This window comes from Myxococcales bacterium, from assembly GCA_022563535.1.
Classification (GTDB): domain Bacteria; phylum Myxococcota_A; class UBA9160; order UBA9160; family UBA4427; genus DUBZ01.
Genome location: JADFNE010000012.1, coordinates 41568 through 64894, shown reverse-complemented (window position 1 = coordinate 64894; position 23327 = coordinate 41568). Strand labels below are relative to the sequence as shown.

16 protein-coding genes are annotated in these 23327 nt (G+C 59.1%); 9 read left to right on the top strand and 7 right to left on the bottom strand.

Annotation, left to right across the window (positions count from 1 at the left end):
- Entirely contained in the window at window positions 1–1530 is a 1530-nt protein-coding gene (locus tag IH881_05935) for a TIGR03790 family protein (protein MCH7867219.1), read from the bottom strand.
- A 333-nt stretch (window positions 1531–1863) separates the two neighbouring features.
- On the opposite strand from IH881_05935, the gene ettA reads away from it, so the two are divergent.
- Window positions 1864–3540: an energy-dependent translational throttle protein EttA gene (gene ettA, locus IH881_05930; protein MCH7867218.1), complete on the top strand. Its 1677-nt coding sequence runs from the start codon at window positions 1864–1866 to the stop codon at window positions 3538–3540.
- A 16-nt stretch (window positions 3541–3556) separates the two neighbouring features.
- Here ettA and IH881_05925 read toward each other — a convergent pair whose 3' ends face one another.
- Entirely contained in the window at window positions 3557–4816 is a 1260-nt protein-coding gene (locus tag IH881_05925) for a sulfatase (protein MCH7867217.1), read from the bottom strand.
- Between the two features lie 106 nt (window positions 4817–4922).
- Here IH881_05925 and IH881_05920 point away from each other — a divergent pair, with 106 nt between their 5' ends.
- Entirely contained in the window at window positions 4923–6422 is a 1500-nt protein-coding gene (locus IH881_05920; GenBank protein ID MCH7867216.1) for a methyltransferase domain-containing protein, read from the top strand.
- Window positions 6423–6444: 22 nt separating this feature from the next.
- On the opposite strand, the gene IH881_05915 is transcribed toward IH881_05920, so the two are convergent.
- Both IH881_05915 and IH881_05910 read right to left on the bottom strand, forming a co-directional pair.
- Window positions 6445–8178 carry a glycosyltransferase family 39 protein gene (locus IH881_05915; GenBank protein ID MCH7867215.1) on the bottom strand — a complete coding sequence of 578 codons (1734 nt, stop codon included), beginning with the start codon at window positions 8176–8178 and terminating at the stop codon, window positions 6445–6447.
- A complete protein-coding gene (locus tag IH881_05910; protein MCH7867214.1) occupies window positions 8175–9734 on the bottom strand; it encodes a glycosyltransferase family 39 protein in 1560 nt (519 codons plus the stop codon). Before IH881_05910 ends, IH881_05915 begins: the two co-directional genes overlap by 4 nt.
- A 193-nt stretch (window positions 9735–9927) precedes the next feature.
- Between IH881_05910 and IH881_05905 the strand changes: the two genes are divergently transcribed.
- Complete coding sequence (locus tag IH881_05905) at window positions 9928–10752, top strand: 2OG-Fe(II) oxygenase (protein MCH7867213.1); 825 nt, start codon at window positions 9928–9930, stop codon at window positions 10750–10752.
- An 89-nt stretch (window positions 10753–10841) separates the two neighbouring features.
- Here the strand turns inward: IH881_05905 and IH881_05900 are convergent, their stop codons facing one another.
- On the bottom strand, window positions 10842–14030 hold the full coding sequence (locus IH881_05900; GenBank protein MCH7867212.1) for an autotransporter domain-containing protein: 3189 nt from the start codon (window positions 14028–14030) through the stop codon (window positions 10842–10844).
- A 333-nt stretch (window positions 14031–14363) separates the two neighbouring features.
- On the opposite strand from IH881_05900, the gene IH881_05895 reads away from it, so the two are divergent.
- The 6 genes from IH881_05895 (at window position 14364) to IH881_05870 (ending at window position 21166) form a co-directional block, all read left to right on the top strand.
- Window positions 14364–14783, top strand: a complete 420-nt coding sequence (locus tag IH881_05895; protein MCH7867211.1) for a nuclear transport factor 2 family protein — start codon at window positions 14364–14366, stop codon at window positions 14781–14783.
- Window positions 14784–14925: 142 nt separating this feature from the next.
- A complete protein-coding gene (locus IH881_05890) occupies window positions 14926–16509 on the top strand; it encodes a glycosyltransferase (GenBank protein ID MCH7867210.1) in 1584 nt (527 codons plus the stop codon).
- A 205-nt stretch (window positions 16510–16714) separates the two neighbouring features.
- Window positions 16715–17602 carry an LLM class flavin-dependent oxidoreductase gene (locus IH881_05885; protein MCH7867209.1) on the top strand — a complete coding sequence of 296 codons (888 nt, stop codon included), beginning with the start codon at window positions 16715–16717 and terminating at the stop codon, window positions 17600–17602.
- Between the two features lie 56 nt (window positions 17603–17658).
- Entirely contained in the window at window positions 17659–18336 is a 678-nt protein-coding gene (locus tag IH881_05880; GenBank protein MCH7867208.1) for a glutathione S-transferase N-terminal domain-containing protein, read from the top strand.
- Window positions 18337–18498: 162 nt separating this feature from the next.
- The gene (locus IH881_05875) at window positions 18499–19560 is read left to right on the top strand and encodes a Gfo/Idh/MocA family oxidoreductase (GenBank protein MCH7867207.1); all 1062 of its coding nucleotides are present in this window, start codon (window positions 18499–18501) and stop codon (window positions 19558–19560) included.
- 181 nt (window positions 19561–19741) lie between these two features.
- Window positions 19742–21166: a PAS domain-containing protein gene (locus tag IH881_05870; GenBank protein ID MCH7867206.1), complete on the top strand. Its 1425-nt coding sequence runs from the start codon at window positions 19742–19744 to the stop codon at window positions 21164–21166.
- A gap of 52 nt (window positions 21167–21218) precedes the next feature.
- Here the strand turns inward: IH881_05870 and IH881_05865 are convergent, their stop codons facing one another.
- Together IH881_05865 and IH881_05860 are read right to left on the bottom strand one after the other, a co-directional pair.
- Window positions 21219–21701 (bottom strand): methylated-DNA--[protein]-cysteine S-methyltransferase, encoded by a 483-nt coding sequence (locus IH881_05865; GenBank protein MCH7867205.1) that lies wholly within the window; start codon window positions 21699–21701, stop codon window positions 21219–21221.
- On the bottom strand, window positions 21698–23242 hold the full coding sequence (locus IH881_05860) for a DNA-3-methyladenine glycosylase 2 family protein (GenBank protein ID MCH7867204.1): 1545 nt from the start codon (window positions 23240–23242) through the stop codon (window positions 21698–21700). The genes IH881_05865 and IH881_05860 overlap by 4 nt, the downstream gene beginning before the upstream one ends.
- Window positions 23243–23327: the final 85 nt, after the last annotated feature.

Sequence of the window (23327 nt, the reverse complement as noted above, 5' to 3'; positions counted from 1 at the left end):
TCAGTCACGGTTCTGACGGGCTGCCTGCGCGCTCGGCCCCGGTTGCATGAAGAGATTGAAGTGGGCGATCGAGAGGTCGTCGTGGTCTACGTCACCATCTCCGTCGAGATCAAAGTTTGGGTCATACGGACCATTTTGAGCCGACATTGCGATCCACTCGATGTCGCCTCGCTTGGTCAGAGGGTAAATTGCACCCCATGATGTGGTGACGATCCCGTCTCCGTTTACATCTGCGTCGCACATGTTGCCAAAGCCGTCGGCATTGGTGTCTCGTTGATCGGGATTCGGAACATCGATGCAATTGTCTACGGCGTCGGGAACACCGTCGCAATCGCGATCACCCGGAGGTCGCTTGCGTGGATTGGCGATGGTCATCAAAGGATCGCCGACATAGATGTTCATCCATCCCAGGTAGGGGATGCTGCGGTAGAAGGCTTCGACTGCCCGCAACCCTTCGGCGTAGCTGGGAAGCAAAATTTGCGGTCTGGGCACTCCCGACAGGGCGGGTTCGTACACGTTGCCCGTCGCCCCAGCGACGCCGAGATGCACCAGGTCGGCAATCAGCGACTGTCCATATCTAGGCGGGTAGATAAAGCTGCGACCGCTGGTGCTGACGAAGTCGTTTGTGAGACTCCTCGGGGCGAAGGTGCCCGGGTAGCGCTTGTCGGAAATCAATCCATAAAAGGGCTTGCCCGCGTCGTTTCCGTCGTTGCTTCCCCAAGACGCATAGCCCGCAATCGAATCTACCCCGGAAATAAACTCCGTATTGCGATCGTGTTGCACCTTCAGTCCCATGGCGCTCAATATGTCCGCCGTCGCACCGAGCCAGATTCGATTGGCAATTGCGAGTCCAAAATCTTGACTGGGATCTTCGTCGAGGAGCCAGATTGCAGTCGAAGGATCGTCCGTGGAACGGGTTGATGCGTCGATCAAGTGTTTGATGTCACGCGGCAAACCCGTGGCGTCGTCGAGACCATTCTGGTAGCCGGTGAGTCGCGCAACCATGTAGTGAAGCGGTGCGTCGGGGTTGCGCGTTCGGAATTCGCGGAACGACTCCCGGGAGTCAAAAAACGGATTGATCGAATCGATGACGCCCGCGGATCCGGCGCCGTCTGAAAAAAGCAGCGAGAGTTCGGCATCCAGGGAGGCTCGTGAAGCGGTGCGCAGCCAGTCTTCAATTCCCGGTCCGTGCCCGTCGACCCGCAACGGAATGCCCTTGGTGGTGACCAGGATTTCGATGGTATCGCGCAACCCGCGTTCTTCGATCAGGCGCTCGAGGGGCTGTCGAATCAGTTCATCGTATTGGGCGGCGGTGATCGTTTCGTCCGCAACGTTCGCGAGCCTCGGATCGCGCAGGGGGACCTTGAGGCGAACGACGTTCTCGCTCGGAATCATGCGGGCCTTGGCGTAGTAGGTTCCGATGGCGACCGAAATCGGGCTTTCGGAGTTGGTAATCACCAGGACATTGTTGCGCTCGGCGACCGAACACGAGCTGATCATCAGACACAGCGAGGCAAGGGCGGAGAGCATCGATATCTTCCGGAAAATCGGGGAGGTTCCTTTCTCTCGAGATCGCTCGGTCTGACTCGAGACCGTGCATGTACTGGGTGCGCCGCAAGCCGCCGCTCGGATACGATCCGAGTTGCTGCACCGAGTTCTCATTGTGGCCCGTGACAACGACTCTCACCACCCTGAACCGGGGTCGATCTTCGTCTTTAACCCGCGAACCCTCGCGAAAAGCTGCGCCCTCGATAAACTGGGTCCGCAACGAATCATCCGTTCGTTGCCACGGGCCCCGGGGCATCACGCCATCACGTTTTTTAGCACGATGTTTCGGGACTCATTCTCAAGAGGGGAACATCCTTGGCTCAGGAATTTGTCTACGTCATGCACGACCTGCGCAAAGTCGTGGGAGCGGGGCGTGTGATTCTCGACGGGATCAATCTCTCGTTCTATCCCGGCGCCAAGATTGGGGTATTGGGGCACAACGGTGCGGGCAAGTCGAGTCTGTTGCGCATCATGGCGGGTCTCGACAGCGATTTTCTCGGCGAAGCAAAGCCGGTGGGCAAGGTTCGGATCGGCTACCTGCCCCAGGAACCCGAACTCGATCCCGAGAAGGATGTTCTCGGCAACGTAGAAGAAGGCGTGGCCGAGATCCGCGCCCTGCTGCAGGCCTTCGAAGATCTGAGCGCGAAGTTTGCCGAACCCATGGACGACGACGAGATGAACTCGCTGCTGGAAAAGCAGGGAGCGCTGCAAGATCAAATCGATGCAGTCGGGGGTTGGGAACTCGATCGCGCGGTCGAAATCGCCATGGATGCCCTGCGGTGTCCGCCGCCGGACGCAGACGTCAGCAAGATTTCCGGCGGCGAATGTCGCCGAGTTGCACTCTGTCGGCTGTTGCTGGCAAAACCAGAAATGCTGCTGCTCGACGAGCCGACGAATCATCTCGACGCCGAGAGCGTCGCGTGGTTGGAGCGATTCCTCTCCGAATACCCGGGCACCGTCGTTGCGATTACCCACGATCGCTACTTCCTCGACAACGTGGCGGGTTGGATTCTCGAATTGGACCGCGGAGCCGGAATTCCCTGGAAGGGCAACTACTCGTCGTGGCTGGATCAGAAGAGCAAGCGCCTCGACGTCGAGGAGAAGCAGGAATCCGCCCGGTCCCGCACCCTCAAGCGCGAACTCGAGTGGATCAACATGAGCCCGCGCGCGCGCCAGGCCAAGGGCAAGGCGCGCATCAACGCCTATGAAAAACTTCTGGCCGACGGCGAAAAGCGGAATGCGGGCAAGGTGGAAATTGCGATTCCGGTCCCCAAGCGGCTGGGCGATGTGGTGGTCATCGCGGAGGGGCTGTCGAAGGCTTTCGGAGAGACACTTCTATTCGACGATTTCAATTTCAACCTCCCACCCGGTGGCATTGTCGGCGTGATCGGGGCAAATGGCGCGGGCAAGACCACATTGTTTCGCATGATCGCAGGCGAAGAGAAGCCCGATGCCGGCACCCTTCGCCTCGGCGAGACCGTCGAGCTGTCCTATGTCGACCAGAGTCGGGACGTGCTCGACCCCGAAAAGACCGTCTGGGAAGTGATTAGCGGCGGCGAAGAGCGCATCCAGGTCGGAGGGCGCGAAATCGCATCGCGGGCCTATGTCTCCTCATTCAACTTCAAGGGAACCGATCAACAAAAACTCGTGAGCGACCTCTCCGGGGGAGAGCGCAATCGCGTGCACCTCGCGACGTTGATCCGCCGCGGCGGCAATCTCCTGCTGCTGGATGAGCCCACCAATGACCTCGATGTCGATACCCTTCGTGCCCTCGAAGACGCCCTGGTGGAGTTTGCGGGCTGCGTCGTCGTGATCTCCCACGATCGCTGGTTCCTCGATCGCATCGCAACCCACATCGTGGCGTTCGAGGGGGACAGCCGGGTCGTATGGTTCGAGGGCAACTACGCGGACTACGAAAAGGACCGCCGGCGCCGTCTCGGTGCCGACGCTGATCGCCCGTCCAGGATCAAGTACCGACGCCTCAAAGCGTGAATCTCCCCGGTACCACCTATTCCAAATACCCCAAAGCCCGCAATCGATCCAGATCCTCGCTGCTCAATCGTTGCGTGCTCTGATTTTCTGTCGAAAACTTTTTCACCAACTCATCGACCCGTTTCCGATGCGCCTTCAAGATATCCGTCCGCTCGCCTGCGAGGTTGAGGGTTTCGTTTGGATCGGCCTCGAGATCGAAGAGCATGAGGTGCTCTTGGTTCCGCTCCCACATGCTCTTCCAATGGCCCTTACGATAAGTCTGATAGAAGCGCTCGGTAATCAGCAATTCGTCGGGTTCGAGGTCGGGCGCGCGTCGTCCCTCGAGTCCCGCTATCTCGAGCACCAGGCCGCGGATATCCTGGCCGCGAATGAACGCGTCCGATCTTTTGTCGAGTGCAGGCGTTACGATCAGGGGCACGCGCAGTAGCGGTTCGAAGGAGGGATTGCCGTAGTGGCGAGAAATTTCGAAGTCGAGATGATGGTCGACCAACATCTCGCCGTGGTCGGAGGTGAATACGATCGCCGTGTCTTCGAGCAGGCCTTCGTTTTCGAGCGTGTCGAGGAGCTCGCCCAGATGCTTGTCGAAGCGGCGGACACTTTCTGCGTAGGAGATGTTGAAGAGGATCCAGTCGTGCACATCGATATAGTGGATGTAGAGAAAAAAACGGTCGCTCTTGCGGTTTGCGAGGGTGTTGTAGACGTTCTTGTTGACGTGCTGGGCGGTTCGGATCCTGGCAAACTGACTGGCATTGAGCTGCATGTCGTCTGGGCCATGTCCAACCTCGACCCACTCGTCAAAACCCTGATCGTATCCGTAGGGTCGAAACAGCAGCTTGTTGGAGACGATTCCGACCGTCCAGTATCCCGCGGCGCGCAGATCCTCGGCCAGGGTCTGGACCGCGTTGGGTACGCAGGCGTCGTCCCCCAAGTCCTGTGCGAAACGCGACATTCCGCAGGAGGCAAAGGTATTCCAGTCGAGCGCCGCGCGGGCGTCGCCAAACTCAATGCTTGGCGTCTGGCCGGAAAACAAAGCCGCCATCGACATCGTGGTGGAATGAAAGGCCGACACCGCGTTCTGGAAGACCTGTCCGCCCACCGCCAGTCGATCGATGTTCGGAGTCTTGACTGTACTTGCGTATGACGACACGTGATCGCGTCTCAAGGTGTCGACCACGATCAATAGGATCCGCTCCGGCCCCGCGCTCGGGGTCGGCGCTGGCTCGCAACCCATTAGCACAAGGGCGATCGTCAGCCCGGTCAAGCCCCGTCGCCACATGGCTATCGATGATCTCCCGATCGGGATTCTAGCCCTAAACGTTCCTCGTATCGATCAATCCGGTCCGGTATCCTCGCGCGCGCAGGAGGGAAGTGAGCTGGACAACATGGTTCCGACGACCGTCTCGAGTTCTGAACCAGATGCGAGAGATTCAGACCCGTCAGCCGTGGGTACGCGCAGCAGGACGGTGCTTTGTATCTTCGACTGCCTTCGACCGGAGTCGCTTTCGACGCTGATCGCAAGTCTTCCCGACGCGGCTCTCGAACGCTTGTCCGAGATCCTCGTGGTGCACGAGCGATCGCTGGCCTGGCCTGCAGAGTTTCAAGCCGAGATGACTCGCAGCTGCCGGGTGCCGCTCCGGTTTCACCGAAATCCCCGGGATTACGCGTACGGAGACGCCCGCAAGGCTGCCTTCGAATACGCAATCGCACGTGACTTTACTCATGTGATCTGCCTGCGAGCCGAGAACCGGCATCCTGTGGATGCCCTGCCCGAATTATTGAGGGACGCGGACTCCCACCCGGCGGATCTGATCATTGCTGCGAGACCGAACACGGCCATCGAAAAATCGGATCGGAGTCTCGGTACGAGTTTGCACGAACGGATCTTGAAACTGGGCATGCGAGATTATCAATCGAGTTTTCGCATCTATCCGATGGAGGCGCTGAGGGTTCTTCCGTTTCAGCTCAATGCAGACGACCGCACTTTCGACACCGAACTGCTGATTCAGTGTCGCGGCCTGGGGATTGGGATCCGCGAGATCGCCACAGCCGGCGGTTGGAACGAATGGGATCATTTTGGCGAGCGCCTGCGCGGGGTCTATCGCAGCACCATTGCGGCGGTGGGTTATCGACTCCACCAGCTGCACGTGACCAGACGTGGTCAGTACATCATCGACCACGATATCCACTACACACTCAAGTACAGCTCGACTGGTTCGCATATGCAGATCATCGATTCGATCAAACCCAACACGCTGGTCCTCGATCTCGGATGTTCCCAGGGCCTGCTCGCCCGACCGTTGCTCGAAAAGTCGGTCAAGGTCACGGGAGTGGATGTGCAGCCTGCTGCCAACGTCGCGGCCGAGTTGTCCGAGTACTTCCAGAGAGATCTCGAAGAGCCGTGTGAGCTGCCCCTCGGTCGTATTTTCGACTACGTCGTCGTCGCAGACGTGATTGAACACGTCAAGAACCGGACCCAGTTGATCCGCAGCGCCCGCCGCTATCTGAAGGAAGGGGGTCGGCTGATCATATCGACGGGCAATATCGCCCTGTGGTTCTACCGGCTTTCTCTCGTGGTCGGCCGTTTCGAATACGGCCCCCGCGGCATTCTCGATCGCACCCATGTTCATCTCTACACACGCGACACCTTTCGGCGCGAGGTCGAACGCGCGGGCTTTCACGTGCTCGAGGAGCGCTGTACGAGTCTGCCCTTCGAAGTCGTGTTCCAGTCGACGGGGCGCAGCGTCTGGGTTCAGCGAGTTGCTGGGGTGTATCATCTGATGGCGCGAATGTGGCCGGAACTCTTCGCCTACCAGTTCATCCTGGAAGCCGAGATCGAGACGCTCGACGACGAAGCCACGGCCGCGCCGGCCGAGCCCGAATGACCAACCTGGCAGTTGTGTCGCCTCAGTAGAGGATTTGGTCGGAGTGTCGGTAGCGGATCGGCACGAGACGCCATCGCTTTTCGAGCATTGCCTTCAACTTCGTCAATCTATGCAACTGGTCACCGTCTCGAGGAGTCCCCTCTCCGCTGGCAACGCTCTCTTCGAGGGTCGAAACCCGGGTCTCGGTCGCCCAGATCAAACCCGCGAGAACGGCCACGTGCTCTCCGAATTGTAGTTCGTTTACCGCTGCGAGAAACGGCGTGATTTGGCCGGAACCTTCATAGCGGTACTCGATGCCCCAGCCGATTCCCTCAAAGATCCGGAATCGCTCCTTCATCCCCGGAATGCGGCGGGCCTGATCAAAGGCCACCGTGAGATCTTGTTCGTACTTGCGGTGGAGGAGAACGCCGCGCACGAGATTGCCGCGGTAAACGTGATCCATCATGTCGGTGCCGAACCGGTCTTTGCCGGGATCTCGTATCGCGAGGGCGACGCTCGAGACGGTGCAGGAGACGAGGGTGAGAGCGAGCCCGATCGTGGCCGCGTTCTTTGCGAAGCTCGGGTCGTCGAATGCGCGCGACAGTGAGATCGCCACTGGAACCCACATCATGATTACGAGCGGGAGCAAGAGCCGGTACGCGTGCGCACCCTTGTCGGGTTCGATCGCGAAACTCGAACCCAGATAAGCCGCGAGGAAGATGAGCGCATACACGAAAAACACGAACTCACTGCGTCGGTGTTCCGACGCCACATCCGCTGCCGTTTTCCTCGGGCCCGCTTTCAGCACGCCCATGACCCTGCCCAGGCCTGCCGCCAGGGCGATTACAACGGGGATGTAGAAGGCGAATACGAGGGTTGTGGTGAGAATGGGATGGCCGAGCCTGTCCAGATCGGCGAACGGGTCGAGCATTCCAATGGGAAGGTCGCGAAAGATCAGGTCGAAGAACTTTTCGAGCGGTCCCTGAGCTACCCACGCGTCGATCGGATCCCCGACGCCGAATATTTCGAGCAGTCGCGAGAGTCCCGTGAAATCGTTTTGCAAGTTGTAGGCAATCCACGGGATCAGACCGAGCAACGCTCCCCCGGTCGCGGCCAGCAGCAGGCGGGGCTTCGGGATTCCTTCGAGGATCAACCAGGTCACTCCGCAAGCCGCAAGACTGAGTCCCGACGTGTAACAGAACCAGAGGCCGAGCCCTGAAACGAATCCAAGTGCGGCCCAACCGCGCGGTGTGTGCCAGCGTCGCGACAGGATTCCCAGGAAGCAGATGATTTGCACCAGGCTAAAGAGGGCGGATTCGCCGTGGCTGCCCATCGGGATCAGCGCCGAGTGCACCAACAGGGGCGGACCGAGGAGATAACCGCCTGCCGCGATCAGGGCGGTGCGCCGACCAAACCAAAGGCGCCCCAAGGTGTAGATGGCGGCGAGGGTTGCGCCCGCAAAGGCGAGCGGGGCCAACTTGAGACTGAGAAGCGTTTCTCCAAACACCGCAAACATCCCGGTGATGAGACCGATCAAGACCAGTGAGCCGCCTTGGTAGTTGTCCGCCTGGTAGTCGAAGACCGGTTGGTGCGGGCCCGCAATGATTTCGCGCGCCACCACCCAGCGATAGTCTTCTTCCCAATACATAGTTGCTTCTGGATTCCAGAGGATCCAGACGATCCGAGTGGCGAACAGGACAAACAGCAGGCCGCCCAGGCAGAGCCAATCGCTGCGATCCATTGAAGCCTTTGGCTGTGCTGTCGCTTGATCGTTCATCGCATTTGCCGCGGGAGCCAGAGCTGGAATTTGTTGGTCTTCTTGACGGGTCGGTATCGCGTTTGAACCCAGGCGACGACATCGGGTGCGACGGCTCTGGCGGATCGACTCACCATGTCGTCGAAGTGTCGCACCGGCCATAGCACCGCCGCCGGCGGTTCTGCTTCGAGCCGCATCAAAAATTCTACCTGATCCGATTCGTGCATGAATGTTCCCGGCATGATGATGTCAGATCGACCGGGCCCCGGTCTACCCGTGAGCGCGTGAAACATGGGCGCGGTCGAGAGATCCAGAATGATATCGCCAGGCCGGGTGTGCTTCTCGATCAACTCGACACCCGATGTCACTCTGCGCGGAAGACCGGTGCTCTCAAACCGGTGGGGCAGGGGATAGCGATCGCTCGCCAGTAGCAGCACCCAGATCACGAACACCAACCCGACTGCGATCGGTGCAGCGAGCTCTGCGCTGCGGGGTGTAGTGAACCGGTGCCTGAGCTTGTCGAAGGAGTGGCTGACAAAGAGTGCGATCATCAGGCAGATCGGGGGCAGGGTCGTGTCCATATGGGCTTCGTCGGCGCGGCCGAATGAGCGAAGGAAGAATACGCTGCCCCAAATTACGATGGCGACCAGCAGGGTCGACTCGAAAGTTTGCCCGCGACGGCGAGCGCGGGTGAAGGACATGACCAGCGACACGGCAAAGCCCAAATAAAGAAGCAGGTAGAGGCGGAGTGAGAGCACCCGCCAGGCCTCGGCGATTGCGGTGCGGCTCGACCAGTCGGGAATGGCCAACTCGGGAACCGCTAGCGGTTGGAGCATCGCCATGGGATGAAGGATGACTTCTTGAAAGACGCGTTCGATGCCAACCGTCGTGGCGAAGTAGCCCAGTACCGGAGCGATCACGAGGATCAAGCCTGCTGCGTAGAGAAGCCAGTCCTGTAGCCAACTTCGCCATCCACCGTCCTGGGTCAACACCGCGATTCCGAGCCCAACGCTCACCGCGAATGCCGGAGTCACTCGAAAGTAGAGAGCCACCCCGGCCAGGATTCCGGCGATGAAGATCCACGACCGGCGGCCTGTTTCGAGACGAATCGAATAGGCGAGCAGGACTGCTACCGCGAATACCATGTAGCGATAGCCGTAGAGCAAATGCATCATGTGTGAACGCGGTGCAGCGACGGCGAGCAGGGCAGCGCCCAGAAACGCGAACCTCGCGGGCATGATCTTGCGGCCGAGCAAATAGAGCGAAACGCACAGTGCCACCGTAAACGCGGCATAGATGAGTCGAGGAACCACCACCCCTTGTGGATCCAGCGCGTGACCCAGCCAGGCCGGAAGTGCGTGGCCGGGGGGGAAGACCCAAGAGATTTCGTCGTAGAGATGCCGGCCCATTCCAAGTTGCATGCCGGCGTAGAGCGCCCAACCTTCATCGAGCAGGTTGCTGCCCTTCAAGATGAACAGCGATTCCCAAAACGTGCTGAGACAGATCAGGGCGGGTATGTGCCAACGGCCAGGCTCGCTCGTCGTCGAGTTTGAATCGTGGGTCGACGGAGTGTTCACGAGATCTTCTTCTCCAGGAACGTTTGCAAAAGCCTGTTGCCTTCCCACGGGGAAAGCGAGATCGCGATGGGCGGCAGTAGCGAATGCCGTGTTGGATGTCGAAGCCGGACAACCGATACTATGCGGCAGTCACTCCGTTTTTGCTCCCGTTCTTCGTTCGATCCGTTGCAATCCGGGCAGAGGAAAGCCGCACTTGTCGCGAAAGATTTTGGATTTTGATCGCTACACGAAGCTCGCCGGGCAGCACCGCGCAGATTTCGCATCTGCCGATCCTTTTCCGCACGTGGTTCTAGACGACTTCCTGCCGGCGGATATCGCGGAACCCGTGGTCGAAGAATACGCCGAGGAGGAATCCAGCTGGGCGCACTATCACCATTACAATCAGCGAAAGATGGCGATCACCAACCTGGAAGGGATGGGTCCGCGGACTCGGGAGTTGGTGGAAGCGCTTCAGTCGGAGGATTTTGTTCGCTTCATCGAGGGGATCACGGGTTTAGAGGGCTTGTTTGCGGATCCCTTTCTCGACGGCGCGGGCATGCACAAGACTCTTCCCGGTGGTCATCTGAACATGCACACCGACTTCCTCTCCCACCCGAATCACGGCGAGTGGAGCCGCGAGATCAATCTACTTATCTACTTCAACCCGGGGTGGCAGGAAGAGTGGTTGGGGAATCTGGAATTTTGGGACCGCGAGGTGAAGCACTGTGTCCGCTCGATCGAGCCATTGTTCAACCGTTGCGTGATCTTTCGGACTTCTGATATTTCATATCACGGTCATCCCCAACCTCTTGCTTGTCCGGAAGGAGTCTCCCGCAATTCGATTGCCCTCTATTACTTTCAGAAGGGTTCGGTCAAGCTCGAACTCCATCCGACGACCTACCACTCTCGCCCGGCGGATTCCAACGGCAAGCGCTTGTTGATCGGCATCGACACGTTTTTGGTCAGGCTCTACTCGATGCTGCGTCGCTACGGCGGACTTCGCGATCGCATGCTCGATCGCATTCTCAAATACTTCTAAAAGTTCTTTGTAGCCGAAATCGTCCAGCAGTAGTAGCAGGATGTTGAGCCAGCTCGGCAGAAGCTGCCGAGTCTCAGCGTGGAATGCGCTTACCAGATCGCGCGGAAACCGAACGCCAGCGAGTGCTCCAGAAGATCTGTCCCTGCGCGCAAATCGTAGTCGACGAACAGGTTGATGCGGTCGGAGACCCCAACTTCGGAACTCACCCCGATGACGACGCGATCGCGCGGGAGCGCGGCACCCTTGATCTGGAACGCGCCCATCGGACCGGCAGTGGGGAGGGTTGCGGACATGGAGCGATCATTGTCCAACCATTCGCGCTCGTAGGCAATGCGGAATTGCGGGAGCAGATAGCGACCTTCTGTGTCGCGGCCAAACATGGCGATTCGGACGCCGAGACTGGTCTGCACAGTGTCGAACACTTGCTTGTCAATCTGGAGGTTGAGGCTTCCGGCTCCATTCTCATCGAAGGAGGCCTGGTCGAGATGGTCGTACGCCAAAGAAATCATCGGCTGGATGATCACGTTGCCCATGGGCTTGAAGTGGTAGGCCGCTTCCAGAAAGATCGACGTGTCGCGCGCATCGAAGTCGGCCGTCGCCGTGCGATCCAAGGTGTTGAAGCGCACGCGACGTCGAGCTTCGAGATCGCTGTAGGCGTAGCGAGCTGAGCCGACGAGATGAAATGATTCGAAAACCGCACCCACGTAGGCGCCACCTTGAAAGGTGTCTCCACTCCCCTTGGTGGCCGAGCCGGGGGTATTCATCTCATTGCGGGTGTATCCCATGGTGACGCCCATGGTGATGTGTTCGCTCACGCCGTAGTCAAGGCCAAATAGAGGTCCGAAGATGCTGTAATCGATGTCGTCGGCGTTACTGCCCCCACCGAGTTCACCGAACACCCCGTGGACGTCGAGCCAGGCGGTGAAGCCCCCTTTGCCGCTGTGGCGTGCAATGGGCATGGGGTCCTTGAGAGGTCGCCCCTGCCGCCGCCATGCATTGCGCGAGTTGCGGTAATCGCGGTAGCTGCGAGTGTTGCGCGCTCCGCTCCCGAGCGCTTTCCATGTCGGTCCGGGTGCAGACACGTCGCCGACCGCGGGTTCGGATTCATTGCCTTCAGACGACTCCGCGTCGGCATCTGAAGCGACGGTGAATTCCAGGTCAAAGCGCCGAGAGATGCTGCGGTTGAAACGCGCCGTCGCGGCCGATCGAACATCCGAAAAGGCTGCGTACTCCTCTCCGGCAATTGTGTCGAGAATGTCGGGAATCTCTTCGGAGGTCACCGCAAAGTCACCGTAGAGATCTCTGAAGTCGGTGGCGAGATCCATGTCGATGACGCAACCCCCGATCGAGTTTGCGCAGTCGTAAGCCGCATCGAGCACCCGGGCGATGGCCTTTTGATTGTTCGTTACAGCATCGTCCACGAGCATGGGCTCGAATTCTGTGACGAGGTTGACGCGGCACACCCCCCTAAGGAAGCATTGGGAAGGGTTGTCAATGTACTCCAGGGATAGCTTGAAGAGCGCATTACTGTGGAGAATTCCGTCTTCCGAAGAGCCTCCCGTCAGGATTTCGGTGGAGTCGATGGGGTTGCGCGCGTCTATGATCGTATAACTGATCGGCGGGTCCCCGTCGGTGAGTGTGTCGACGTAGTCGGCGTCGAAATCCACTCCTACTGCGCCGCCATCCAATATGACGGTGTTCGCTACGACTAGGCTACCTGGCGTGGTGGTGCCGTCGATGTGGATCGCGATGACGCCACCGTCAGCGATCTTGGCGCTTGTACCCGAGACCGTCAGCTTCTGATCGGTGAGATCGAAGATGCCCCCCGATTTGACCTCCAGGCTTCCTGTGATCGTGCCCGAGCCGGACAAGGTGCCGCCATTGTTTACTGCGACATCGACCTCGTCGATGCCATCGGTTCCCAGCACCGTGTCGAGCTCGAGCACTCCGCTGTTGATCTCTAAATTTCCACCGAAGTTTGTTTGATCGGCGACAAGGGTGAGCTTGGCTGCGCCGTCTTTTGCGACGATGCCTTGCCCATTGAGGGTGCCACCGAAGGTGCTGTCGGTTGAAATGTCGAACGTCAGCTGAGCCTGGTCACCCGGATCGTCGTTGCACACCAAACTCGGTTTACCAACTTCGTCGGTGAGTTTCTCGATACTCGCGATACCCGGGCAGATATAGACATCCCCTTGAATTGCGTCGGTGTCCCCAATGACCTCACCTTCAAATATGTACGTCCCCCCGACGTATGTATTTGTGCCCGTCAGGGTGAGGCTGCCAACGCCGGTTTTTATAACCTTGCCGTTCAAGCTAGCTGTGCCGGTTCCGTCTATATCGCCCGTAATGTTCCCGGCGTAGGTTCCGTTTACCGGTGGGTTGGGGCGCGGGTCGATCGCGCCCTCCACGACGAGCGATGGCATCTCGAAGATCAGCAGCGCCCTGTCGCAGTTGGACGATGTGAAGCCGTCGGAGCCGTCTGAATTGGCACAGATCTCGATATCCCCTTCAAGGCTGTCGGTATCCGTCCGCAGGACACCGTCGACGAGCAGGGTGCCCCCGGTGTAGGTAAGCTCGATGCCGTCTGCAGGCGTCTCGATCTTCGCGAGCAACGCGAGTTCTCCGAAGCCCGTCTTTACCAATCGCATCTCTTCGCCGCGCGGGTTGTTGAAATAAAACTCTTTGATTTCCCCAGTGATGTCATGCACGAAATTAATACCGATCTCAAAAATGATATCGATTGTGTCGTCGGGATCATTGAGTGTGCGGTTCGCGACGAGTGCATCGGCGCGCATACCCACGTTGATCAGCGTCAGATCCTCGCGGGCTATAAATGCGAGTCCCGCGTTGCCATTGGAGTCGGTTTTTACGATGTCGAAGAAATAGCCGCCCATGGCCGCAACTAATTTGTTGCCATCGATGGTCAACTCGGAGTTGAATTCAAGAATTTCATCCGGTGACAAGGTGATTTCAAACGTGATGACCTGGTCTTCTTCGGGTTCGCCTTCTATAGTGTTGTCTTTATCGGCTGCGACGAGTTCGGCGAGTGTGAAATCGAAAACGATGGTGTTGAAACCCTCACCATTCGAATTCGACTCGTTGATTGCCCAAGTAAGCGTCCGTTCTCCGAGAGTGCTGGAGCCAGCCCCGTTGTCGAAGGTGTCCACCGTAATTATTGCCGCCACACCCAGCGAAGGAACGATCGCGATCGCGACCGTCAGGGCGGCGATGGCCAGGCCCAAGATGCCGGTTCTACTCCGTTCCACACGCTCCTGCATTCCGTTCCTCGATCGGCAAGCTCGCCAGAAAGCCAGCGAAATTCAGGCGGATTCAATCACAAGCTGACCCCGGGAGCGAGCCTTGGGTTCGGTCTGATGCGATCTTGAACTTCTCCGGTGTGCAGAAACATTGCATGGCTCGACTTGCCGGTTGTGATTTCAAACCCGTGCGCAGAACAGTTTCCCTCGATGGCAACCTCGATGCGGCCCCCGTGGGGTGCGGTACCTATCGATCTCCGCAGATTTGGGGTGAGATAACTTGTCAATGCCATGTGGCCATGCGATTCGCCAAGAGGCGGAAGACAACCCAATAAAAAAGGAGGAAGTCCTCCGATGAGCGACTCCGACTTCATGACCTTCGAGCAGATCAAGCAGCTCAAGGCCAGATACTTTCGCTTCCTCGATACACAGGATTGGGATGCGCTGTCCGAAGTCTTTACCGAGGATGCGATCTTGCAGTGGGGGCCCGAAGCTGGACAAGTGATGGAAGGGCGCGACGCGATCCTTGCGGGATTGATTGCCAATCTAGAAGGTGCCGTCACTTGTCACCAGGGGCACATGCCCGAGATCGAGTTGATCGACGCAGATCATGCGAAGGGGATCTGGGCGATGACCGACCGGGTGGACCATCCCGACTATCTCTTGGTCGGGTACGGGCACTACCACGAAGAGTATGTGCGACAGAACGGGCATTGGAAGATTCGGCGTTTGAAGCTCACCCGCTTGCATGAGGAACGTACTTTGAAGAATTGAGGGGGAAGTGGTTGCGGAGGGCGCGGCTAGAGCCGGCCGTTGCAGTAGTTGCCGAGTAGATGCGCGATGCTGAAGTAAAGTTTGCGCTCGTCGGGGTCGAGGTTGTGACTTACAATGCGTCGTAGAGACGAGAGAACGAAAGGTGAGTGGCCTCCTGATGCAAGACCAAGATCTCGAACAGACCGAAGCCGAAGCCCTGGATCGGCGTTCTTCGAAAGTCTTGATTTTTGTCGTCGCCTACCAGCACGAACGGCTCATCGAAGGGCTCTTCGAACGTATTCCCGAGGAGTTGTTCAACAATGATCGCATCCAGTTTCTCGTGATAGACGACGCTGGGGGCGACGCCACCGCTGAAGTCCTGCAGCGCTGGATCGAAGTCCGGAAAATCGGCAACGTGTCCGTGGCCCGCAACCCGGTCAACCAGCGATACGGTGGCAATCAGAAACTCGGCTATCGCTACGCGCTGGAAGCGGGTTTCGAATTCACCATTCTGCTTCACGGCGACGCGCAGTACGCCCCCGAGATGCTTCCCAAGTTCATCGACATCTGGGAGCGCACCGGAGCCGCCGTCGTGCTCGGTACCCGGATGGGCAACATCGCTGGTGCGCGCGCGGGTGGCATGCCGCTCTACAAGATCATCGCCAACATGGGGCTGACTTCGTTTCAGAACTACTTGACCGGCCTCGACCTCTCCGAGTATCACACCGGTTATCGCGCCTACTCCTCTGCATTCTTGCGACGCGTTCCTTTTGAAGTCAACACAAACGAATATCACTTCGATACCGAGATGCTCCTGCAGGCTGCCAACATTGGCGCGCACATCGAAGAGTTCGACATCCCGACCCACTACGGTGAAGAGGACTGCAATGTAGATGGAGTGCAGTACGGCAAGGACGTGCTGCGGGAGACGATTCGCTATCGCTTGCATCGCCTGGGCATGCTGTGTTCGCTCAAGTTCCGCGATCTCGAAAAGGGATCCGGTCACTACGAGGTCTACGGGATGGATACCGCCCACACCAGTGCCCTCGCGGTCATCGAGCGTGAAGCGCCCGCACGGATCGTCGATCTCGGTTGCGGGTCGGGCATTGTCGCGCGCGCTTGCCGGGAAAAGGGAATCGAGGTCACAGGTGTAGATCTCAGTGAACCCGAGGTCGGATCCGTCGACCGCTTCGAGAAGGCCGACCTCAACCACCCTCTCCCGTTCGATGCGCTGGACGCGGACGTGGTATTGCTGCTCGACGTAATCGAAGAGCTGCCAAACCCAGAGCAGTTGTTGCTCGATCTGCGCAACTGCAGTCGCGCGCTTCGTCCCGGAAAGAAGCCACCCCTGATGATCGTCATCACGCCCAATGTGGCATTCATCTCGAATCGAATCGGTCTGCTCTTCGGGCGCTTCAACTACACCGATCGCGGGATTCTCGACATCCAGCACCGACGCTTGTTCAACCGGGTATCCCTGCGCCGTACCCTGCGCGATTGTGGCTATGCGATCGAAAGCATCGACCCCGTTGCAATTCCCTGGGAATCCGTGATCGGTGGGAAATTGGGTCGCTTCCTACAAAGTGTGACGGGGCTGCTGGCGAGAATCTGGCCCGGCGCCTTCGCATTTCAGTTCCTCGTCACCTGCCGTCCGATGCCCGGCGTGGAGCAAATTCTCAGTACCCGTGAGCAACTCGGCCCGAACGCCGAGATCGTTCCTCTCCCGGACAATTCTTTCGAAAGCTGAGTGCCGCAGAACCTGGTGGTCTTCTACGTGAAGGGCGTGAAGGGCGTGAAGGGCGCGAAGGCCGCGAAAGAATCAATTCTCGAGTTGCGTTTCAGATCCGATGAGGGGATTCAAGGACAGCCCATCATTGTCTGACGCCGAGCTATCATGTCTCTCTCGCGACCCGAGCCAAGACCAAAGCCAAGATCAAAAGGAACGATGAGATATGAAGATCGGCGTCTGTCTTCCCTACATGGAGCGCGAACTCAACCGAGAAATATTGATCGCCTGGATTCGGGCCATTGACGATGGACCTTTCTCGAGTTTGACCTGCGGTGAGCGCATCACCTCCCATACGGTCGAGATGCGGACCGTACTGGGTGCCGCGGCGGTGCTGACCGAACGGGTGCGAATCGTACCCTCGCTCTACGTGCTGCCCATGCATAACGCCGTCTGGGCTGCCAAGGAGATCGCCACCCTCGACGTGTTGAGCAACGGTCGCGTGACGCTCACCGTGGGCGTGGGGGGGCGGCCGATGGACTACGAAGCGGTCGCCGCTCCCTTCGAGCGACGGCACGCGCGGATGGACGAGCAGATCGCGACCATGCGAAAAATCTGGAAGGGCGAACCTCCACTGGCGGGTGGGGATGAAGTCGGTCCGACCCCGATTCAACCGGGTGGCCCCCCGATCTGGGCGGGGACCATGGGGCCCAAGGCCACGCGCCGCGCCGCCGAATGGGCGGATGGCCTGTACATGTGGTCGGGCAACGGCGAAAAGACTGAGATCGAACGCATGATCACGATGGCCGACGCAGCGTGGAAAGACGCGGGACGCGGTGCGCCGCCCCAACGTATCGCCGGCTTCTGGGCGACCCTTGCCGACAATGGGGCACAGCGAATGCAGACTTACGTCTATGACTACCTCAAGGTGCTGAGTCCCGAACTCGGAAAGGCCATGGCGAAGAACATCAATCGCTGCACCGCGGATGCGATCAACGAATCCCTCGACGCGATGGAAGAACTCGGTTGTGAAGAAACCATGCTCGTTCCGACGACTTGTGATCTGGAAGACATCGATCGAATGAGCGAACTGGTCGCAAAGCGATCAGCCTAAACCCGTTGAGTCGTCCAGATCTTCACAGGGAGAACCAAGTGAATCGAACACTCGACGTGACCACATCGGTGCTCATTTCCATTGGCCGTCTTGGAAGTGGCGGCGCGGTGGGGAAGCTGGGCGCGCGCCCGGAAAAGCAACTGGAGCTCTACGAGTTCGAGGCTTGTCCGTTCTGCCGCAAGGTGCGCGAAGCGCTGAGCATTCTCGATCTAGAAGTGCGGATCTTGCCATGTCCAAAGGGTGGTGAGCGGTTCCGTCCGGCGCTGATCAAGCGAGGTGGCAAGGCGCTGTTCCCCTATCTCGTCGATCCCAACACCGGAGTCGAGATGTATGAATCCAGCGACATCGTGCGATACCTGTTCAGCCAGTACGGAGACGGAAGCGTCCCCTTGATGTTGGGGCTGGGCCCGTTGACCGACATCTCCTCCATTATCTCCGGCTTGTCGCGGGGGACCGCCGGCTCGCGGGTCACGCCGTCGCGCGAACCCCACGAGCCCCTCGAACTCGCAAGCTACGAAGCCTCTCCGTTTTCCCGCCTGGTACGGGAGGCGCTCTGCACCCTCGAAATTCCGTACCTGCTGCGCAACGTGGCCAGGGGAAGCCCGTCGCGTGCGAGCTTCACAGAGCGCTCGGGGAAGATGATGGTGCCGTGGCTCAGAGATCCGAACACGGGGACCGAAATGTTCGAGTCACAGGACATCGTGAATTATCTGTTCGATCAATACGCGACCTGAAATGACCGGGTAGTTCCCCGGATCGTGCAACGAGAATCTTCGGAGCGTCACTCGGAGATTTCCCCTGTACCCCTCAGCACATCGCTGAAGCTTCGAGTTGTCTCGCTACCACACATAAGATGTGGGATCGAGTTGCCGCTACGTATTGCGGGGGGCGCGGACTTGGCAGTTTCGTATCGCGGTGCGGTGATCGGTTGCGGCAGGACCGCGAGCCTTTTCGAAGAAGATCCCCTGCGGCGCAAGCCCGCCAGCCACATGGGTCACTATCGCAAGAGCCGCCGGATCCGGGTGGTCGCCGGTGCGGACATCGACTGTGAACGCCGAGAATTTTTCAAGCGCCGCTGGCGAGTAAAGCATGTCTATCGCGACTACCGCGAAATGCTCGCAGCCGAGCGTCCCGACATCGTCAGCCTCACGGCGTACGCGCCGGAACGCCACATCATGTTCAAGCATTGCGCCGAGGCCGGGGTGAAGGCGATCTGGATCGAGAAGGCCATTGCCACCAGTCTGCGCGGCGCACGCAGCATGGTTCGACTCGCCGACAAGCATCACATCACGACCGTGGTGAATCATCCAAGACGTTGGAGCCCCAAATACATTCGAGCTCGAGAGTTGATCGACATCGGAGCGATCGGAGTGCCCGAGGCGATCGTTTCCACGTTCTCAGGCAACCTCATTCACACGGGTACTCACGCGTTCGACATGATGCGGTTTTTGTTTGGTGAGGTTACAGCCGTGCGCGGGACGCCCGACGGCGAGTTTGCATTGCCCGACGATTCGACGGACAAGAAAGCAATTGAGGATTTCGGCGCGAGTGGAAGCTTGCGCTTCGCAAACGGCGCCAGCGGGACGATCAATGCTCGGGCAAAGGACTACTTCATCTTCGAGTTCGAGATTCTTGGCTCTACGGGTGCGATACGAATCGGGAACTCGACGCCACTGACCCTGCTCAAGCCCGCTCCGGCGCGCTACGCGACCCACTTCGAAGACCTGGTCCCGGTCGATGAGGCGGCTGCGTTTCCCCAGGGCAGGCGACGGCGAACGGGAGGTGCGGTGCCCGACCTGTTGGCGGGTCTCGCCCGGGGCGTCGAGAGCACCAACTCGATCGGCCAGGGATTCAAAGCGCTGGAGATCGCCCTGGGATTTCACGAGTCCTTCAGAGTCGGGGGAGAGTGGATTGCGCTGCCCCTCGCCAAAAGCTCCCTGAAGATCGACAGTCGCTAGCGGCCCCTCAGCATCGACATCAAGAACTTGAAAACAGCACGCTTAGTTGCTCTTCTTGTTTCGAATGCGCGGTATCTGAGTCGATTCTGCTTCGGCTGAACGGATGTTTTCACCTCCAAATTATGTATAAACTCCGGATCCGATCCTACTGACCGCCTCGTCTCTCCGAAATGGTGAAGCCATGAGTGAGCGCTACCAACGCGCAACCGACATTCTAGAGCTCAAAGATCTGCTCCAGACCACACTGGTCGGTCTGACGATGGACGATATTTCCGAGAACTTCGAAGTGAGCCGGCGAACCGCGGAAAGAATGATCGGCGCATTGCGCGACCGCTTTCCAGGCTTGCGAGCCGAGACCCGTGAAGGTCGCAAGTATTGGAGTATCCGCACTTCGGAAGAGACCCAGCCCAGTAGGCTGCCCGCCGATCTCGAGGAGCTGAGTCACCGCATCGACAGCTCCGGCGACAACGTGCACCAGTCCCACCCGGTGAAAGTGGCGTTTCAAGGCGGCGCCGACGACCTGCTGGAAAATTCTGCAGTGGGGATCTTCCTGCTCGATGTCGATTTCAAGGTCGTGTGGATCAGTCGGGCGATGGAGCGCTACTTCGGAATAGACCGAGCGAACGTCATCGGCCGCGACAAGCGAAAGTTGATTCGCGAATTGATTCGCAATCACCTCGAAGACCCGCTCCACTTCGAAGAGCGTGTCCTCGCTACCTACGAAAACAACACTTACATCGAACATTTCCGATGCCACGTCCTGCCCGGGGAAGGGCGGGAGGAGCGCTGGCTCGAGCACTGGAGCCAGCCCATCAACGCCGGCCCTTTTGCAGGGGGGCGCGTAGAGCACTACGTCGACGTCACGCAGATTGTTCTAGGTGAAGACGCCCGTCGGCATGAGTTGAGGTCACTGCGAAGTCGCTTCCAGGGTGCAGATGAATCTCCAAATGCGGAGGAGGTTGCGAGTGCAATTGCTCGCGCGATCGTGAACCCGCTCAGCAACATCCTCGAGATCGTGAACAATCCAGAAGTTCAAGGGCCCGGGACAGTCCGGGCGGATGCGTTCGAGGAAATCTCGGGACTGGCAACTCGAATCGGTGAGAGCATCGACAAGATGCTGGAGCTTACGAAGAGCGAGCGACCGGTGTTCGAGAGTCTGAAGGCAAAGTCGATTCTCGCGCCCGCCGTACACAGGATTCTCCCAATTGCCGCGCAGTTAGGGGGTGACGTCGAGGTGACGGTTTCTCCCAACCTCGAAGATTTCGAGTTCGAGGCCGACCCCAATCTTCTGGGGTGCGCGCTGGACGAACTGCTAAAGAACGCGGTAGAAGAGATGCCGGATGGAGGCACGCTCTTGCTGACCGCTGATCTGGACGAGGAATCCGAACAGATCTGCTTCAGCGTCTCTGATCACGGTCCAAAAATTGGCGACGAGTCGCGAACGCGGCCAATCGAGTCTTCCTCTGGGACTCGACGCGGCGCGAAAGGATTGGATCTGGGGGTCTCCAGATCAGTCGCGGATCTCCACGGCGGTGAACTCGAGATCGATGTAGCAATCTCGGGAAGATCGAAAGTCATTTTGAAAATTCCGGTCGAACGCCGTTAGCCTGCATCTGGCTTGGGCCGACCGAACCCAACACCTCATCCCCGCCCAGCCGTCAACTCAGGCAGTCGCGCTCGAAGCGCAAGAGTTTTTCTTTCTTGTCGATCCCCCCGGAGTAGCCGGTGAGCTTGCCGTTCTTGCCGATCACGCGGTGACACGGCAGCACGATCGAAATGGGGTTCTGCCCGTTGGCCGCTCCGACCGCCCGCGAAGCGGTTGGCTTGCCGAGTTGCCCGGCGATCGCGCCATACGTCGTTGTTTCGCCGTAGCGAATCTTTGCGAGTTCTCGCCAGACGCGTTTCTGAAAGTCGGTTCCGTGCAAGACCAGCGGCAGATCGAATTCGCGCAGAGTGCCCGCAAAGTACGCGTTCAGTTGATCGACCGCGTCGCAGCGCAGGTCTGCGTTGTACTCCCAATCGGGATCGAGCTGCGCGTCCTCCAGTGGGTCGACGAAGTCGACGGAAACCAAACCGTCGCGACACCACGCGACCCATACCTGCCCGGCCGGGCTGTCGATGTACGTGTATTCAATGGTCATGATCGGATCCTCTGCTGTCGCGTTCGGGGTTGCTGTTGTTTGGTTTGCCCTTTTTCTGGCCGTTTGTTCAGCGTCGTCTTCAGCTTGGGAACGTGAGCCCGCCACAAGAACATGGCCGCGTAGGCGCGCCAGGGACGCCATGCCTCCGAGTGTTCGAGAAGCTTGGTTTCGCTGTTGAGTTCGGGAGCGAGCTGCTCTGCGACTCGTCGCAGAACGAGATCGCCGGACGGAAATGCGTCCGGCTCTGCGCAACCCCGCATGGCGATATACTGTGCTGTCCACGGACCGATGCCCTGCACCTCGAGCAGCTTCGCGACCGCAGCGTCGAGCCCCCCGGCTCCGTCAAAAAATACTTGCCCGTCGATGACCGCCCGGGAGAGCGCGCGAAGCGCCGCGGAACGCGCTCGGGTAAGACCGATTCTTTCGCCCCTGGCGTGCACCAGCTGTTCGGGACCCGGATGGAGCCAGCCGCAATCTTCTCCCGTATCGAGCCGGGTGCCGTATGCCTCCGCCAGGCGTCCCGAAAGGGTCGTTGCACCCTTTACGCTCACCTGCTGTCCGAGGATCGCGCGCACCGAAAGCTCAAAGGCATCCCATGCTCCCGGCACGCGGGTGCCGGGGAAACGCTTTACGATGTCGCGAAGCAGTGGGTCTGCGCTGAGTTGTGCTTCGATCACCCTGGAATCTGCCGACAGATCGAACAATCGACGGACTCGCTCGGCGATCGTCATCGCATGTCCCGAAAGTTCCGGCGGCACTCGCAAGATCAGATGCTTCGCTACGAGATTGCAACTGATATCGATTACGCCCCGGTCTGTATCGAGCGAGACGGTACGTTGGTAGTGACCCTCGGAGACTGATTCGACACCCGGAATCGCCCGATCGGCGAGAAAGGCCAGCAGCGCTTGATAGTCGAATGGGTCCCGGTACGAAAGCCGCAATTCGAGTCCATGGGTCGCCGTGGCCAGGGATTTCGTCGCTCGATTTTCGCGAACCTCCCGGGGCGAACGCGCAAAGGTCTTGGCGAATACAGCGTTGAAACGGCGAACACTCGCAAAGCCGCTGGAAAAAGCGATATCGGTGATCGACATTGCGGTGCTGTCGAGCAGTGTCTTTGCAAAGTGAACTCGGCGTGCCTGGGCGATCGCTACGGGAGAGGCGCCGAGATGTTCGTCGAACAGTCGCCGCAGATGCCGCGCCGTAACACCGAGGCGATCAGCCAATCGGTCGATCTCACCGCCCTGGTCGAGTGCCCCGTCGGCAATCAACCGCAGGGCCCGGGTTACGGTGGTGGACGTACCAAGCCAGGCGGGTGTTCCCGGCGAAGTCTCGGGGCGGCAGCGGCGACAGGGGCGAAAACCAGCGTCTTCGGCAGCGGCCGCGCAGGCAAAGAAATCGACGTTGCATTGCTTGGGGGTGCGGGCCGGACAGATCGGCCGACAGTAGATCCCGGTGGTGCGCACGCCAATGAAGAAGCGCCCGTCAAAGCGCGAATCGCGGGTGCGAAGTGCCCGGTAGCAAGTGTCGTGGTCCAGCTCCATGGTTTCATGAAACCATGGACCGCCGTAGATGACTAGCCGTTTTCGGACATTTCCATTTTCGAGAAAACCATGGAGATTTCCGAGC